This is a genomic window from Bradyrhizobium sp. MOS003 (assembly GCF_003020125.1).
Classification (GTDB): Bacteria; Pseudomonadota; Alphaproteobacteria; order Rhizobiales; family Xanthobacteraceae; genus Bradyrhizobium.
In genome coordinates this window covers 646509-661114 of record NZ_PYFW01000004.1, presented here as the reverse complement: position 1 = coordinate 661114, position 14606 = coordinate 646509, and the positions used below count along the sequence as shown (strand labels likewise).

16 protein-coding genes are annotated in these 14606 nt (G+C 65.4%); 10 read left to right on the top strand and 6 right to left on the bottom strand.

The window, feature by feature from the left end; all coding sequences use genetic code 11:
• Positions 1-42: 42 nt before the first annotated feature.
• Genes C7G42_RS22025 through C7G42_RS22015 form a run of 3 tightly spaced genes read left to right on the top strand, consistent with a single transcriptional unit; the run spans position 43 to position 2410 of the window.
• The gene (locus C7G42_RS22025; RefSeq protein ID WP_106951020.1) at positions 43-369 is read left to right on the top strand and encodes a PepSY domain-containing protein; all 327 of its coding nucleotides are present in this window, start codon (positions 43-45) and stop codon (positions 367-369) included.
• A complete protein-coding gene (locus C7G42_RS22020; protein WP_106951019.1) occupies positions 369-1034 on the top strand; it encodes a response regulator transcription factor in 666 nt (221 codons plus the stop codon). The genes C7G42_RS22025 and C7G42_RS22020 overlap by 1 nt, the downstream gene beginning before the upstream one ends.
• A complete protein-coding gene (locus C7G42_RS22015) occupies positions 1031-2410 on the top strand; it encodes a sensor histidine kinase (RefSeq protein WP_106951018.1) in 1380 nt (459 codons plus the stop codon). Before C7G42_RS22020 ends, C7G42_RS22015 begins: the two co-directional genes overlap by 4 nt.
• A gap of 36 nt (positions 2411-2446) precedes the next feature.
• On the opposite strand, the gene ppx is transcribed toward C7G42_RS22015, so the two are convergent.
• The 4 genes from ppx to C7G42_RS21995 form a co-directional block, all read right to left on the bottom strand.
• On the bottom strand, positions 2447-3949 hold the full coding sequence (ppx, locus tag C7G42_RS22010) for an exopolyphosphatase (protein ID WP_106951017.1): 1503 nt from the start codon (positions 3947-3949) through the stop codon (positions 2447-2449).
• A gap of 15 nt (positions 3950-3964) precedes the next feature.
• Positions 3965-6157, bottom strand: a complete 2193-nt coding sequence (locus C7G42_RS22005) for an RNA degradosome polyphosphate kinase (RefSeq protein ID WP_199581063.1) — start codon at positions 6155-6157, stop codon at positions 3965-3967.
• A 149-nt stretch (positions 6158-6306) separates the two neighbouring features.
• Positions 6307-6984 (bottom strand): P-loop NTPase family protein, encoded by a 678-nt coding sequence (locus C7G42_RS22000; protein ID WP_106951092.1) that lies wholly within the window; start codon positions 6982-6984, stop codon positions 6307-6309.
• A 92-nt stretch (positions 6985-7076) separates the two neighbouring features.
• On the bottom strand, positions 7077-7619 hold the full coding sequence (locus C7G42_RS21995) for a CDP-alcohol phosphatidyltransferase family protein (protein ID WP_106951091.1): 543 nt from the start codon (positions 7617-7619) through the stop codon (positions 7077-7079).
• Positions 7620-7775: 156 nt separating this feature from the next.
• Here C7G42_RS21995 and purM point away from each other — a divergent pair, with 156 nt between their 5' ends.
• Both purM and purN read left to right on the top strand, forming a co-directional pair.
• Positions 7776-8849 (top strand): phosphoribosylformylglycinamidine cyclo-ligase, encoded by a 1074-nt coding sequence (gene purM / locus C7G42_RS21990; RefSeq protein WP_106951016.1) that lies wholly within the window; start codon positions 7776-7778, stop codon positions 8847-8849.
• A 14-nt stretch (positions 8850-8863) separates the two neighbouring features.
• Complete coding sequence (gene purN, locus C7G42_RS21985) at positions 8864-9517, top strand: phosphoribosylglycinamide formyltransferase (protein ID WP_199581055.1); 654 nt, start codon at positions 8864-8866, stop codon at positions 9515-9517.
• A gap of 91 nt (positions 9518-9608) precedes the next feature.
• On the opposite strand, the gene C7G42_RS21980 is transcribed toward purN, so the two are convergent.
• The gene (locus C7G42_RS21980; RefSeq protein WP_007591938.1) at positions 9609-9815 is read right to left on the bottom strand and encodes a cold-shock protein; all 207 of its coding nucleotides are present in this window, start codon (positions 9813-9815) and stop codon (positions 9609-9611) included.
• Positions 9816-10193: 378 nt separating this feature from the next.
• Here C7G42_RS21980 and C7G42_RS21970 point away from each other — a divergent pair, with 378 nt between their 5' ends.
• Positions 10194-11318: an autotransporter outer membrane beta-barrel domain-containing protein gene (locus C7G42_RS21970; protein ID WP_106951015.1), complete on the top strand. Its 1125-nt coding sequence runs from the start codon at positions 10194-10196 to the stop codon at positions 11316-11318.
• A 10-nt stretch (positions 11319-11328) separates the two neighbouring features.
• On the opposite strand, the gene C7G42_RS21965 is transcribed toward C7G42_RS21970, so the two are convergent.
• Positions 11329-12369 carry a LysR family transcriptional regulator gene (locus C7G42_RS21965; protein ID WP_106951014.1) on the bottom strand — a complete coding sequence of 347 codons (1041 nt, stop codon included), beginning with the start codon at positions 12367-12369 and terminating at the stop codon, positions 11329-11331.
• 71 nt (positions 12370-12440) lie between these two features.
• On the opposite strand from C7G42_RS21965, the gene C7G42_RS21960 reads away from it, so the two are divergent.
• Genes C7G42_RS21960 through C7G42_RS35405 form a run of 4 tightly spaced genes read left to right on the top strand, consistent with a single transcriptional unit; the run spans position 12441 to position 14454 of the window.
• The gene (locus C7G42_RS21960; protein ID WP_199581054.1) at positions 12441-13058 is read left to right on the top strand and encodes a hypothetical protein; all 618 of its coding nucleotides are present in this window, start codon (positions 12441-12443) and stop codon (positions 13056-13058) included.
• Complete coding sequence (locus C7G42_RS21955; RefSeq protein WP_106951012.1) at positions 13045-13665, top strand: GNAT family N-acetyltransferase; 621 nt, start codon at positions 13045-13047, stop codon at positions 13663-13665. The genes C7G42_RS21960 and C7G42_RS21955 overlap by 14 nt, the downstream gene beginning before the upstream one ends.
• Before the next feature lie 25 nt (positions 13666-13690).
• Positions 13691-14254 carry an isochorismatase family protein gene (locus C7G42_RS21950; RefSeq protein ID WP_106951011.1) on the top strand — a complete coding sequence of 188 codons (564 nt, stop codon included), beginning with the start codon at positions 13691-13693 and terminating at the stop codon, positions 14252-14254.
• 29 nt (positions 14255-14283) lie between these two features.
• A complete protein-coding gene (locus C7G42_RS35405; RefSeq protein WP_199581053.1) occupies positions 14284-14454 on the top strand; it encodes a hypothetical protein in 171 nt (56 codons plus the stop codon).
• The last annotated feature ends 152 nt before the right edge of the window (positions 14455-14606 follow it).

Genomic DNA, 14606 nt, shown 5'->3' with positions numbered 1-14606 from the left:
CACGTCAGCGTTTCGTCAGGTTGATTAGGGCAGACTTTGTGAATGCAACTAGCTAGCTTCCTGGGATTCCTCGTGGTGCCTTTGTTGGCAGGCGTCCTGCTCGCGCCGGTGCCTGCCGCAGCCGGCGGCCACGATCGAGGCGCGCCCGACGCGGTTCGCCGCGCGGTCGAGGCGGGCGAGATCAAGTCACTCGCCGACATCCTCGCCTCCCTTCGTGGCAAGCTGCCGGGTGAGGTCGCCGGCGTCGAGATAGAGCGCGAGCGGAGCCGCTGGGTCTACGAGTTTCGCGTCGTCGACGACAAGGGGCGCCTCTACGAGGTGCACGTCGATGCGCGGAGCGGCGAGATCGAACGCATCAGGGAGAAGTGATGCGTCTCTTGCTGGTGGAGGACGACCGACGGATCGCAGCCGATGTGGAGAGGGCGCTCCACGCGGCCGGCTACGTGGTCGAGACCGTCCGCAACGGCGAGGAAGCCTGGTTCCGCGGCGATACCGAGGATTACGGCGCCGTCGTCCTCGATCTCGGCTTGCCCAGCATGGACGGCCTGGCAGTGCTCAAGCGCTGGCGCGCGAACGGCCGCTCCATGCCGGTGCTGATCCTGACGGCGCGCGGCAGCTGGGCCGAGCGCGTCGACGGGATCGACGCGGGCGCCGACGACTATTTGCCCAAGCCGTTCCGCATGGAAGAATTGCTGGCGCGGCTGCGCTCGATCGTGCGGCGCTCGGCGGGGCATGCCTCTCCCCGGATCGTTGCCGGCGACGTCGAACTCGACGAGCGCCAGATGAAAGTGACGCTGCGCGGCATACCGGTCGCGTTGTCGCCGCTGGAATACCGCCTGATCGCCTTTCTCTTGCACCATCGCGGCCGCGTGGTGCCTCAGCACGAGCTTGACGAGAACGTCTATGGCCATGGCGAGGACCACGAGTCGAACGCGCTCGAGGTGCTGGTCGGCCGGGTGCGCAAGAAGCTCGGGGCGGATCTGATCGAGACCAGGCGCGGCTTCGGCTATCTAGTCCCGGAGACGACGCCGTGAGCTGGGGCTCGCTGCGGCTGCGACTGGTGGCCGGCGGAGTGGTGGCGATCCTGATCGCGCTGACCATCGCCGGCGCCGGGCTGACGCTGCTGTTCGAACGCCACGTCACGCGCAGCATCGGCGACGACCTCGACGTCTATCTGAAGCAACTCATCGCGGGTATCGACGTGGATGCGGAGGGCAAGCTGGTGGTGGGCCGGCCGCCGGCCGATCCGCGCTTTGCGGACCCACTTTCGGGCTTGTACTGGCAGGTATCGGACGACGCCGGTCAGGTGCTGGGCTCGCGTTCGCTGTGGGACGCGGCGTTGGACTTGCCGCAGGACGAGCCGTCGCCTCGCGAATTGCACCGTCACGTCATCGCCGGGCCGGCGAACGCGCGGCTTCTGGTCAGTGAACGCCGCGTGCTGCTCACCGTGGGCGGCCGCCGCGTTCCTGTGCGCGTTGCGGTGGCGGCCGATCTTGCCCGCGTTTCGGTCGCCGCCTCGCAATTCGCCAGGGATCTGGCGCTGGCGCTCGGCCTGCTGGGGCTTGTGCTGGCGGCGGCCACCTCGGTCCAGGTCGGACTGGGCCTCCGGCCGCTCGATGCACTTCGCCGCGGCGTCGCCGACGTCCGCTCCGGCCAACGCAAGCATCTTCCCGTCGATGTCCCTGTCGAGGTGAAGCCTCTGGTGGAAGAGGTCAACAATCTGATCGATGCCCAGGAAGGCGAGATCGAGCGTTCGCGCAGCCGCGCCGCCGACCTGGCCCACGGGCTGAAGACGCCGCTCGCCGCGCTCGCGGCCGACGTCGCGCTATTGCGCCAGCGAGGTGAGCAGGACGTCGCCCAGGCCATCGAAACCGTCGCCGATGCGATGAGCCGTCATGTCGACCGCGAGCTGGCACGTGCCCGGGCGCGGGGCTCGGCGCGAGTGCGTGGCGGTACTTCCACGCCCCTCAGGCCGCTTGTCGAATCCCTGATGCTGACGCTGGCGCGCACGCCTGCTGCCCAGCGGCTTGAATTCAAGACCTGCATCACGGGCGAGCCGAGCGCGCCGCTCGATCGCACGGATTTGGCCGAAGTGCTCGGCAATCTCCTGGAAAACGCCGCCCGTCACGCCAGGAGCCAGGTGCGCATTGGCGCAGACAGCACCGCAAATCCGGCGATCACGGTCGAAGACGACGGCCCGGGCATCGCGGCCGCCGAACGTTCGCGCGTGCTCGAACGCGGTGCGAGACTGGATGAGCGCGGCGAAGGTGCCGGTCTTGGCCTCGCGATCGTTCAGGACGTGCTGAGTGCCTATGGATGGCAGCTCGTCCTCACCGATTCCGAGCTCGGCGGACTGAAAGCCGTCATCGCGCCCGAAGGCAGCCGCGATCCAGCGGTCACGGCTGGTTGAAGACCCAGCCGCTCGCTTGACGCGCTGTCCTCGTTGTCAGCGCCGCACGATCGAGCCGGCTCGGTTGATCAGGCGGGCGAGCTGCTTGAAGCGGCTGCCGACGCGGTCGGCGACGAGGTCGCCGAGGCGGTGCTCGAACATCAGCATCAGCTTGCGGCCCTCGCTGCGGAAATGCGTGGCCGGCAGCACGCCTGGACGCGCCGCCGAGATTAGATGCGCGACGCGGAACGCGGCGCCGAGAAGGCGCGCGCGTTCGAGTTGCGCCGGCGTCAGCAGTTCCTGCATGGTCAAGGGCGGCTGGTTTTCCTCGCTCAGGCCTGCATAGCGATAGAACACCGAGAGGCCGACGAAGGCCCGCTCGGTGTGGGTGATCGCGCCGAAATTGCCGTTGACGACGAGGCTCAGCGTCTGCTCGCCGCGGTGATCGGGATGCACGCGCCAGCCGATGTCGGACAGCAGGCACGCGGCGTGGCGCAAGCGGCGGTCCTCCTCGGTCTCGCGCAGCTTCACCACGCGCGCGAGACGGTCGGTCCAGGCAATCAACTCGTGGGCGTGCTTCGCCGAGCGCGACAGCAGCCGGTTGAGCTCTTCCGCGGCGCAGATCAGGCCGTCCTTGGTGCGTTCCGCCTCCGACAGCTTCTCGTGCAGCAGGCCCTCGCGCACGCCGAAGGTCGAGAACACGATCGTCTTCGGTTTCGCCACCCGGATGATGTGCTCGAGCACCAGCGCCGCATAGGTGAGGAGCGGGCGGCGTGCATCGGCGACGCTCTCGATGTCGGCGAGCATGTCCGCGGCCGCAAGACGACGCAGACGACGCGAGAAGTCGAGCGCCTCGGCGGCCGAAATCGAATAGCCGTGCATCACCTGGAGCGGATAGCCGCTCTGGATGATGTGAATGCGCGCCAGCGCGCGCCAGGTGCCGCCGACCGCATAGAAGGAGCGGCCGCGGCCCGCCGTGAGCAGCTCGACCTCGTCGATCTCCTCGCGCACGATGCGGTCGGCGCGCTTGAGCGATTTATGCGCGAGGTCCTGCAGCGCCAGCCCGCCGAGCGGCAGCGTCACGCCGCTGCGCACGCTGTTCCTGCGCACGTCGATCAATTCGAGTGAGCCGCCGCCGAGGTCGCCGACGATGCCGTCGGGATGGTGGATGCCGGAGATCACGCCGAGCGCCGACAGCCGCGCCTCGCGCGGGCCCGAGAGGATCTCGATCTTCACGGCGCAGATGCGCTCGGCCCTGGCGATGAAATCGGGGCCGTTGGAGGCGTCACGGCAGGCTGCGGTCGCGATCGCGAACACGTGTCCGACCTGCATCACGCGGCACAATGCGCGGAAGCGCCTCAGCGAGGTCAGCGCCTTGTCGACCGCATCGGGCGCGAGCAGCCCGGTGCTCTGCACCTCGCGTCCGAGGCCGCACAGCGTCTTCTCGTTGAAGATAGGAATGAGACTCCGCGTCAGTCCCTCGTAGACGACGAGACGGACCGAGTTGGAGCCGATATCGATGACTGCGACGCTCGAGCCGCGCTTGCGCGGCCGCTTCACGTCGGGAATCCCCGATCAGGATTGATGGCGTTCGTTCCGGCGCGTGAGACGACGCGGCGAGGATTCCTTGAGCGACTTTCCACGGCCAGACAGACTCGGATTTGTCATGAAGTAGTTGTGCACGTTGAAGGGCTCCTCGCCCTTCGCGGTCTTCATACGCGTTGAGGACCCGTCCGGCAACAATTGCCAGCTTTGCTCATTGTCCTTCAGGTTCGCGACCATGATCTGTTCGAGAACCTGCTGATGCACCGTGGGATTTTGCAGCGGACACAGTACCTCGACGCGGCGGTCGAGGTTGCGCGGCATCATGTCGGCCGACGAGATATACACAGCCGCTTTGGCGCTCGGCAGACCCTGACCCATGCCGAAGCAGTAGATTCGACCGTGTTCCAGGAAGCGTCCGATGATCGACTTGACGCGGATGTTCTCGGACAGGCCGGGAATGCCGGGCCGCAGGCAACATATACCACGTACCACGAGTTCGACCTGAACGCCGGCCTGGGAGGCCTCGTAGAGCGCATCGATGATATCAGGATCGACCAGCGCATTCATCTTCATCCAGACCGCGCCGGGCCGGCCGTGCTTCGCGTGTGCGGTCTCGCCCTGGATGTGTTCGATGATGCGTTTGCGCAAGGTGAGCGGCGACACCGCCATCTTTTCCAGATCGCTCGGCGCGGCGTAGCCGGTGATGAAATTGAACACGCGCGCGGCATCGCGGCCGATGGTCGGATCGGACGTGAAGTAGGAGAGGTCGGTATAGATGCGCGCGGTGACCGGATGGTAGTTGCCGGTGCCGGTATGGACGTAAGTCGTGAGGCTGCCGCCCTCGCGGCGCACCACCATCGAGAGTTTTGCGTGCGTCTTCAGTTCGAGGAAGCCGTAGACAACCTGCACGCCGGCGCGTTCGAGGTCGCGCGCCCAGCGGATGTTGGCCTCCTCGTCAAAGCGTGCTTTCAGCTCGATGAGTGCGGTGACGGATTTGCCGGCTTCGGCAGCTTCCACGAGCGCGCGCACGATCGGGGAGTTGCTCGAGGTGCGGTAGAGCGTCTGCTTGATGGCGACGACGTCGGGGTCGCGCGTCGCCTGCTGGAGAAACTGCACCACGACGTCGAAGGATTCGTAGGGGTGATGGACGACCAGGTCCTTCTGCCGGATCGCAGCGAAGATGTCGCCGCCTTGTTCGCGCACGCGCTCGGGATGCCGGGGCACGTAAGGGGTAAATTCCAGGTCGGGCCGGTCGATGCGGGTGAGTTGCGAGAGCTCGTTCATGGCGAGGACGCCGTCGACGAGGAACACCTCGTCGTCGGCGGTCGACAGCGCGTGCTGCACGAAGCTGCGCAGCTGCTCCGGCATCTTGGCGTCGATCTCGAGCCGGATCACCGAGCCGCGGCGGCGGCGTTTCAGCGCAGTCTCGAACAGGCGGACGAGATCCTCGGCCTCTTCCTCGATTTCGAGTTCGGAGTCGCGGATGACGCGGAAAGCGCCCTGGCCGTGCAGGTTGTAGCCGGGGAACAGGCGGTTGATGAACAGGGCGGTCGCCTGTTCCAGCGAGATCAGCCGGACCACCTTGCCCTCGGTCGGCAGGCGGATGAAGCGGTCGATCTTGCCGGGCATGCGGATCAGCGCGTTCATCTGCTTACCGTCGGCGGCGCGCGTGAGCTGGAGCGCGATGGTGAAGCCGAGGCTGGGGATGAACGGGAAGGGGTGGGCGGGGTCGATCGCCAGCGGCGTCAGCAGCGGGAACACGTTGCTGAGGAAGTAGTCCTCGATCCAGGTCCGTTCCGCCTTGGTGACGTCCTTGCCCTCGACCAACACGATGCCGACGTCGGCCAGGGTGCCGCGCAAATCGCGCCAGATCGCCTGCTGGTCGGAGGCAAGCTCGGAGACGGTGCGGTTGATCAGCGCGAGCTGCTCGGACGGGGTCAGACCATCGGGACTCCGTTCGGCAATGCCCTCGCGCACCTGGGCCTTGATGCCGGCGACGCGGACCATGAAGAACTCGTCGAGGTTATTCGCCGAAATCGACAGGAATCGCACCCGCTCCAGCATGGGGTGGCTGGGATTGACCGATTCCTCCAGGACACGTCGGTTGAAATGCAGCCAGGAGAGTTCGCGGTTGATGAATCGCTCGGGACTCGATGCGATCGCCGGCAGGCTCTCGATCTCTGGGGCTTTTTCTTTAGTTTCAACGGCTTGCGCAGAGTCCATCAGAAGTCGGTCCATCCAGTTCGCCCCAATTTGCGACTTACGCGCAAAACCGCCGGGAGCATGTGCTAGAGCGATGACGTTTCGATGACATTGATGTTCCGCCGCTTCGCCCCGTCAAGCGGACTTCGCGTGGGCCGTGGAAGGGCAGGTCAGGCGTCCCGCAGCAGCTCGGCGGCCAGCGCCCGGGTGACGGGGCGGCCGAGCCTGAGGGCTTCGCTGTCGAGCAGCTCCACGGCCTGGCGGGCGGCGGCCGAGGACCGCTCCAGGCGGGTGGCGAGGTAGCTGACCACGCTCTCGTCCACGGCGAGCTGGCGGTCGGCGCAGAATTTGACGATCAGGCCGCGGAACAGCCGGTCGTCGGGCGGCAGCAACGCGACCACGGGCACGGCCCGCAGACGCGAGCGCAGGTCGCGAAGCTCGATCTCCAGCGCGGCCGGCACCTCGCGTCCGGTGAAGAGGAGGTAGGCCTCGTCCTCGCGGGCAAGGTTCATCAGGTGGAAAAGGGCGCGTTCGTCAAATTCCCCGGCCTTGAGATCCTCGACCACCAGCGCGCCGGTGGCGAGCGCGCCCGGAACGCCCGCGGCGGTCAGCCCATTGGCCGTGGTGGAGCGCGCGCCGGCCTCCTCGGCCCAGATCGCGGCGAGATGGCTCTTGCCGCTTCCTTCCGGGCCGGCCAGCCACATGATCCGGTTCGGCCATTCCGGCCAGCTGTCGATCAGGCCAAGACCGGCCGCGTTGGCGGGGCCTTCGAGGAAATTGTCCCGGCTGAGGCTTTCCGCGTGCGGAAGCGAAAACGCCAATTGTCGGGGGTGAACGCGGCCTGGCACGCTTGCTTTGCTCCATGCCGGCGGGCCGGCGTGATGTGAAGAGATCGAACGTATCGAGCGCGACTTGGCCTTTTGCGGGGCCGCATCGCCTCTCATTTGGCCTCGATCGTACTCATGTGCCGCAGCCACTCGACCAGATAGAGCGACACGGAGGAGAGCGTGAAGACCGTGACGAGGCCCATCAGGATGATATCATAAGGGGCAGGCTTGAAGCCGAAGGCAAGCGCTGCCAGCACGAGGGCCGCGAACGCCACTTGCGCCGCGGTGTTGAGCTTGGACACTTTCGACGGCTTCATCTCGACCGGCCGGTCGAACAGCCAGGATACGATCACGGCGGCGACGATCATGATGTCGCGCGAGACCACCAGGATCACGATCCAGCGCGGGATTGCGCCCCAGATCCCGAGCGCCATGTAGATTGAGACCAGCAGCGCCTTGTCCGCGAGCGGATCGAGCAGGGCGCCGAGCTCGCTCGTCATGTTGAAGCGCTTGGCCAGGAAGCCGTCCACGGCGTCGCTGATACCGGCGATCAGGAAGACGGCGAACGCGACCTCCATTTGGCTCGACACGATGGCCCAGACGATGATCGGGACCAGCATGATGCGGCCCAGCGTAATGATATTCGGAATACTCACGAAAGCGCTTCCCGGCACCCGGTCTGACCTCGAATCCGGCCCCCTCGGGAGGCTGAACCGGTTGATATCTACATACTATAGGGTAGGGCGCCACGCTTGCCATTGCGCGTCCCCGGAATTCGACGTAACCAGCCGCAAACCCACTGGAAATCGGGCATGACCGACCGCAAAAACGGCCTCACTTACGCCGATTCAGGCGTCGATATCGACGCGGGCAACCGCCTGGTCGATTTGATCAAGCCGATGGTGCGCGCCACCGCACGGCCCGGCGCCGACGCCGAGATCGGCGGCTTCGGCGGTCTGTTCGACCTCAAGGCGGCCGGCTTCAAGGACCCCGTCCTGGTGGCTGCGACCGACGGGGTCGGCACCAAGGTCAAGATCGCGATCGAGACGGGCTTGCACGGCGGGATCGGCATCGACCTCGTCGCCATGAGCGTCAACGACCTCGTGGTGCAGGGCGCCGAGCCGCTGTTCTTCCTGGACTATTTCGCCTGCGGCAAGCTCGATCCGGAAGCGACGGCCTCGATCGTCGCGGGCGTCGCGGAGGGCTGCCGCGAATCCGGCTGTGCCCTGATCGGTGGCGAGACCGCCGAGATGCCCGGCCTGTACAAGGACGGCGATTACGACCTCGGCGGCTTTGCCGTCGGTGCTGCGGAGCGGGGCACGCTGCTGCCGCGCAAGGACATCGCTGCGGGCGACGCCGTGATCGGGCTCGCCTCGTCAGGGGTGCATTCCAACGGCTTCTCGCTGGTCCGCAAGATCGTCGAGCAATCGGGCCTCGGCTTCGAAGCCCAGGCTCCGTTCGCCCCTGTGATGACGCTGGGCGGCGCGCTGCTGACGCCGACCAAGCTCTACGTCAAATCCTGCCTGCGCGCGATCCGCGAGACCGGTGCGGTGAAGGGCCTTGCCCACATCACCGGCGGCGGCTTCACCGACAACATTCCGCGCGTACTGCCGAAGGAGCTCGGCGTCGGCATCGATCTGGCACGCCTGCCGGTGCTGCCGGTATTCAAATGGCTGGCCGCGCAGGGCGGCATCGCCGAACTCGAACTGCTGCGCACCTTCAACTGCGGCATCGGCATGATCGCGATCGTCGAGCCCGACAAGGTCGACGAGGTCGTGCAGGTCTTCACCGACGCCGGCGAGACCGTGGCGCAGCTCGGCACCGTGATCCCGGCCGAGGGCGAGCACCGCGTCGTCTATAACGGCCATCTCGACATGGCATTGTAATGACTGGCGCTGTGATGAAGCGCCGCGTCGCCATCCTCATCTCTGGCCGCGGCTCCAACATGGCCGCGTTGATCAAGGCCGCTGCGGCTGCGGATTTCCCGGCCGAAATCTCGCTCGTCATCTCGAACAAGGCCGACGCGCTCGGGCTGGAGCGGGCCAAAGCGGCTGGCGTGAACACGCTGGTGATCGAGAGCAAGCCGTTCGGCAAGGACCGCGCCGGCTTCGAGAAGGTGCTGCAGGCGGCCCTCGACCAGCACGGTATCGAGCTGATTTGTCTGGGCGGCTTCATGCGCCTGTTCACGGCCGAGTTCACCCAAAACTGGTACGGGCGGATGCTCAACATCCATCCCTCGCTGCTGCCGTCCTTCCCCGGCCTCGACCCGCACGGCCAGGCCCTGCGCGCCGGCGTCAAACTGTCAGGCGCGACTGTGCACTTCGTGATCCCCGAGACCGACGCGGGCCCGATCGTGATGCAGGGCGCGGTGCCCGTTGGCGATCACGATACGGGCGATACGCTGTCAGAACGCATCCTCGAGGTCGAGCATCGCATCTATCCGGAAGCGCTGCGGCTGCTTGCGACCGGAAAGGTCCGGATCGAGGGCGATGTGTGCAGGACGGCCGGGAGTGCTGCGTCGGAGAATTTCCTGGTGGCGCCGGTGGTGAGCTGAAACGCCGTCCTTGCTGCGGCCTTCACAAACAAAATCCCCCGGCAGAGCCGGGGGCAACGTCATGATCTCTCGTGTGTAGGCTTGAGAGAATTCAGGAGACCTTGAGGTTCTCCGCGGATGCCTTGCCGCGGTTCTCCACGAGGTCGTATTCAACCACCTGATTTTCGTTGAGGGTCGAGAGTCCGGCGCGCTCGACGGCTGAGATATGGACGAAGACGTCCTTGTCGCTGCCGTTCGGCTTGATGAACCCATAGCCCTTGGTCGGGTTGAACCATTTGACGGTGCCCTTTTGCGGCATCGCTAGTCTCCTCCGCTAGATACAAAAACGACGCGGCCGCTTTTCGCGTGCCACGCCACAAACGGGCTTCCGGAAGTCTGTTCGAGTCTTGAGTCTCAATGTCGCGAAACGCACAGTCGAGCGGCCAATTCCGATTGTGTCCGATATTGCAACATGAAAATCGCCCGTTAGCAAGCCGTGCGCGGATTTCAAGGGCGGGCCGTTTGTGCCGATTTGCAATTTCCGACCTGTGGCCGCGGAACCACAATCGAGGGCAATAGCCTCGGTGACAGCGGGCCAAGCGGTTGACCCTCTGCAGCAGTTCGGCGCAAATCGCCGCATCGGCGGCGTGTCTTGTTGCATTTTTGCGCGTTGCCCTTTGCTTCGGGATTCATCGTCATGCGCTGCATCTCGCAGCTCTCCGGGACACGACAGGTAAGTGGAGGAGCCCGGGTTCGCCGGACGACGGCCAACGTCGCGGGTGCCGTCGTGGCTGGTTTGATGGCGCCGGCTGCTTTTGCTCAGGTGGCGCCGCCGCTGCCGCCTCCCACGCCCTCGGCCATCTCGACCAATTACGACCAGTCGGCCGGCAACAGCGCGCTCAATCTCGGCTCGAACTTCCTGGAGCGCCTCGGCAACCAGGCATCAGGCGGCGTCAACCGGACGTTCCGGACCAATCCCGGCGGCGGCGGCGCATCCGCGAGCACGGAAGACCCGCGCTACCGCACCTGGTTCGAGGGCTACGGCATCTCGGTGCGGACAGACGCGCAAGGAGACTTCGTCGGCGACAGGCGCAAGACGGTCGGCGGCGTCGCCGGCTTTGGCGCGCGCGTGGCCCCTGGCGTCAATCTCGGCCTCTCCGTCGACCAAAGCCACACCGACGTCGACGTGCCGCTGGCGTTGCAATCGGCAACGCTCGACCTGACCCAGCTTGGCTTCAACGGCTCGGTCGACAAGGGGCCGTGGACCTGGGCCTTTGCGGTGGTGCACGGCTTCGGCAAGGTCCGTTCCAGCCGCGACACCGGCCTGGGTCTTGCGACTGCGGGCTATCGCGCCGCGGTCGACGGCGCGCTGACCGAGATCAGTTATTACTGGACCAAGGACCAGATGCGCATCGTGCCCAAGGGCGCGCTGGAATATGTGCGCGCCACCAGCGCGGCGTTCCAGGAGGCCGGCGGCCTCGATCCGCTCAACGTCGGTTCGACCACGCTCTCGCGCGCACGCATCATGATCGGGGCCGAGATCGGCAGCTACTTCATCATCGACCGGAAGATCCTGGACCTGTCGGCCTACGGCAAGCTCGTCGACAATTTCCATCAGGATTTGGGATCGATCCAGGTCAGCCTCGGCACCCAGAACATCGTGGTGCCCGGCATCGGCGAGAGCCGTCACGGCATGGATGCAGGCGCCTCGGCTTCGCTCAGCCTGACCAGCGTGGCGCGGCTCTACGTCAATTACGACGGCAAGTTCCGTAACGAGTTGACCTCACACCAGGGCACACTCGGCTTCGAATATCGCTGGTAGTCGCAGCCTGCTAAGTCGGCGTCGCCGCGACATATCCCGTCAACCCAAATCCCTCGCGCGCGGCCGTCATCATCGGCACCAACGCGTTCGGATGGATGAATTCGTCGCGAAAGCAGGGACAGATCTTGGGATCGAAGATCTTCTTCAGCCAGTCGATCACGATCTTGTGGCGCTCGGAGGTTCGGAACTCCTTGTGATAAGTGAGCCAGAGATCGGCGTGGTGGCTGACGCCGAGATCGACGGCGATCAACGGCGCGCCGAGCGCGATCGAGACCGTCGGCAGGAAGCCGATGCCGGCGCCGCGCTCGACGGCATAGAGCGCGCCGACCGAGGAATTGGTCTTGATCCCGACGATGCCCTCCAGCGACTTCAGTCCGAGCACGCGGGCGTAGGCGCCGTCGTCGACCTGCGGCGCGCTCTGCTTGATGATGCGGTGGTTGTTCAGTTCGGCGAGCGACGTCGGCACGCCGTAGAGGCTTTCGTACTCCTTGGAGACGAAGGGATAGATGTGCAGACGGCCGAGCTTGGCGACGATCAGGTCGGGATTGGTCGGAGGCTCGAGCTGGATCGCGATGTCCGATTCAAGCCGCGCGACGTCGGCCTGCTCCATCGCGCAACGCAAATCGACGGTGATCTTGCGGTAGGTCTTCTGGAAGTCGATCAGTCGCGGCAGGATCCAGAAATTGCCGGGGCCTTCGGTCACCGCGACGCGCACGGTGCCGGACGTGTCGTTAGACGACCGCGAGGCGCGCCGAAAGACGTTGAAGGCATGACGCTCCATGTGCGCAACGTCGGCGATCATCGCGGTGCCTTCATCGCTGAGCGTGAGCCCGCTCTGGTCGCGCAGGAACAGCTTGCAGCCGATGCTCTCTTCGAGCCGGTCGATCCGGCGCATCAGCGTGGTCGAGGTGAGCCCGAGCTCCTCGGCGGCATTGCGGAAACTTTTATATTTTGCGCACGCTAAAAACAGCTTCAAATCGTCCCAGGACGCATCCAGGGCTTCTTCACCGTGCTGCGTCACCGCAGCACCCCGGTGCAATAACTGCTGCATACTCCTGATCCCCAGCCGCTAAGCTCATCGGCATAGCGGGGCACGAAAGCCTCGAACGATAGAGGCGTGACATGTGTATGGAAAGGGGCTCGTTTGCCGCAAGGCATGATTTCGATGCCTTGCCGCTGAGTCCGGATGTCGAAGTCCGTTGCGCGCAATCTTCCGAAATTGCCGTGCTTGCACAGATGGCGCACCGGCTGGTGCCGGGCGTTCGGATCGGGGCCGCCGAGCTTGGGCGATACGTCGCGTTCGACCCCCAGAGTATCCTGACGTTCACCCGGAAGGGCGATCTCGTCGGCGGCATGGCGTTCCTGTTCCTCAACGACCGCGGGCACGACGCGCTGCTGCTCGATGAGATCTGCCTCACGGCGCCCGAGACGCACTATCTCGCTTCCGCGAACGAAGAGGTCGCTGCCATCTACATCTGGGCGATCGCGGCGACAGGACGCGGTATCGCCGGTCTCGGCAAGGCTGCAGCGCATCTGCGACAGCTAAGGTTTCGCAGCGCCGATTGCTATGCGCAGCCGTCAACGGTGGCCGGACGCGACATCATGAAGGCGACCGGCTTTGCGCCGGTCCCGAGCTTCCAGCCCGACCTCTGGTGCTACGAGCGGCCCTGGCATCGCCAGCCGCTGCAGATGCCGGGCGCGATCATCCAGGCAAGGAGTTTTGCAGATGCACGGTACTAGAATTCCTCTCGCCAAGCCCAGTTCCCGCGCCATCTCGATCCGTCTTGCGCGCGATCCCAGCGATCTCATGCTGGTCACGGCCATCCGCTCCGCGGTCTATCTCGCCGAGCAGGATTGTCCGTTCGAGGAGGAGTTCGACGGCAACGACATGGTCGCGGCCCATTTCATCGGCTTCGTCGGCAGCGAGCCCGCGGGCTGCCTGCGGGTGCGCTTCTTCGGCGATTTCGCCAAGGTGGAGCGGCTCGCGGTGCGTCACCAATACCGGCGCTCGCGCGTCTCGTTCAAGCTGGTGCAGGCCAGCGTCGACTATGTGAAGCGCAAGGGCTTTCGCAAGATCTACGGCCAGGCGCAGGACAGGCTGGTCGATTTCTGGGCCCATTTCGGCGCCAAGCCGCTCGGCCACAATCGCAAGGTCACCTTCTCGGATTTTTCCTACACGGAAATGCTGCTGGAAATCGAGCCGGGCCCGGACGCGATCACGCTGGACAGCGATCCCTACGTGATCATCCGTCCCGAGGGCGATTGGGACCGGCCGGGCGTGCTCGACGCCTCGGCAGGGCGGGCCGTGACGTCACCGCTGCGGGACCTCGCACTCGCCGACCGTTGAAACTGGTGCAGCTCTGCGCAAGACAATGCTGGATTCCATCCATGATGATCCGCCGATCCTGGTCTGCGCGGATCTCCAGGTCGAATATCTGACCCCCGGGCGTCGCCACGTCATCCTCGACGGCGACGCCGTCACGTCGCGCTGCCTGGAACTCCTGACCTTGTGGCGCGGCAATCTCTGGCCGGTGATGCATCTGAAGCGCATCGCGCAGGCGGCTTGGTTCAATCCGGCATCGAGGCTGACCGATTGGATCGCGGCGACCAAGCCGCGGCCGGGAGAGTTGACGTTCGAGCACCCGCTGCCATCCGCTTATAGCTCGCCGCGGTTCGTGGATTACATGTCCAATATCCGCAGTGTGCGCTGCATTCTTGTCGGTTTTTCCCTGGACGAGACCATTTTGGCCACCGCCGCCGATGGGTTTCACCGCAGTCATCGCTACCAGGTGGTGGCCGACGCCGTGGCTTGCCGGCAGCCTGGGACGGGCGATGCTGCCGCCTATAAACATGCGGTAGTGGATGTCATCGGGAATTTTGCTACAATCCAGGCCAGCGCCGAACTGCTCAGAACCAGCGGCGCCGTTGCGGTGTAGGCGGCCGCGACCGGTGGATGGGGTGGAGATTGTCGCGGGGAGACGAGCTCGAGGAGCTGGCGAGCGATCTGTCGCGTGCGGCCGAGAGGGCGCGCGGGCTTGGTTTGCCGACCACGGTCTATCTGCTCTCGATGGCGCTGGTGGAGGTGCGGGAAGCCGCTGCCGGTGATCACGACGGACATGACGACGACGCGGCGTGAGCTGCTCCAGCTGCTGCTTCGTCCGGTGCTGCTTCGTCAGGTGCCGCTTCGTCATGGGCGGATTTGTCACGTGCAGCGTCGCCGCGTGCATCTTTGTGCATCGCTGCTGAGCGCTTGTTGCCGACGAATTGGCGTTGCAAGTTCGGTGCTGT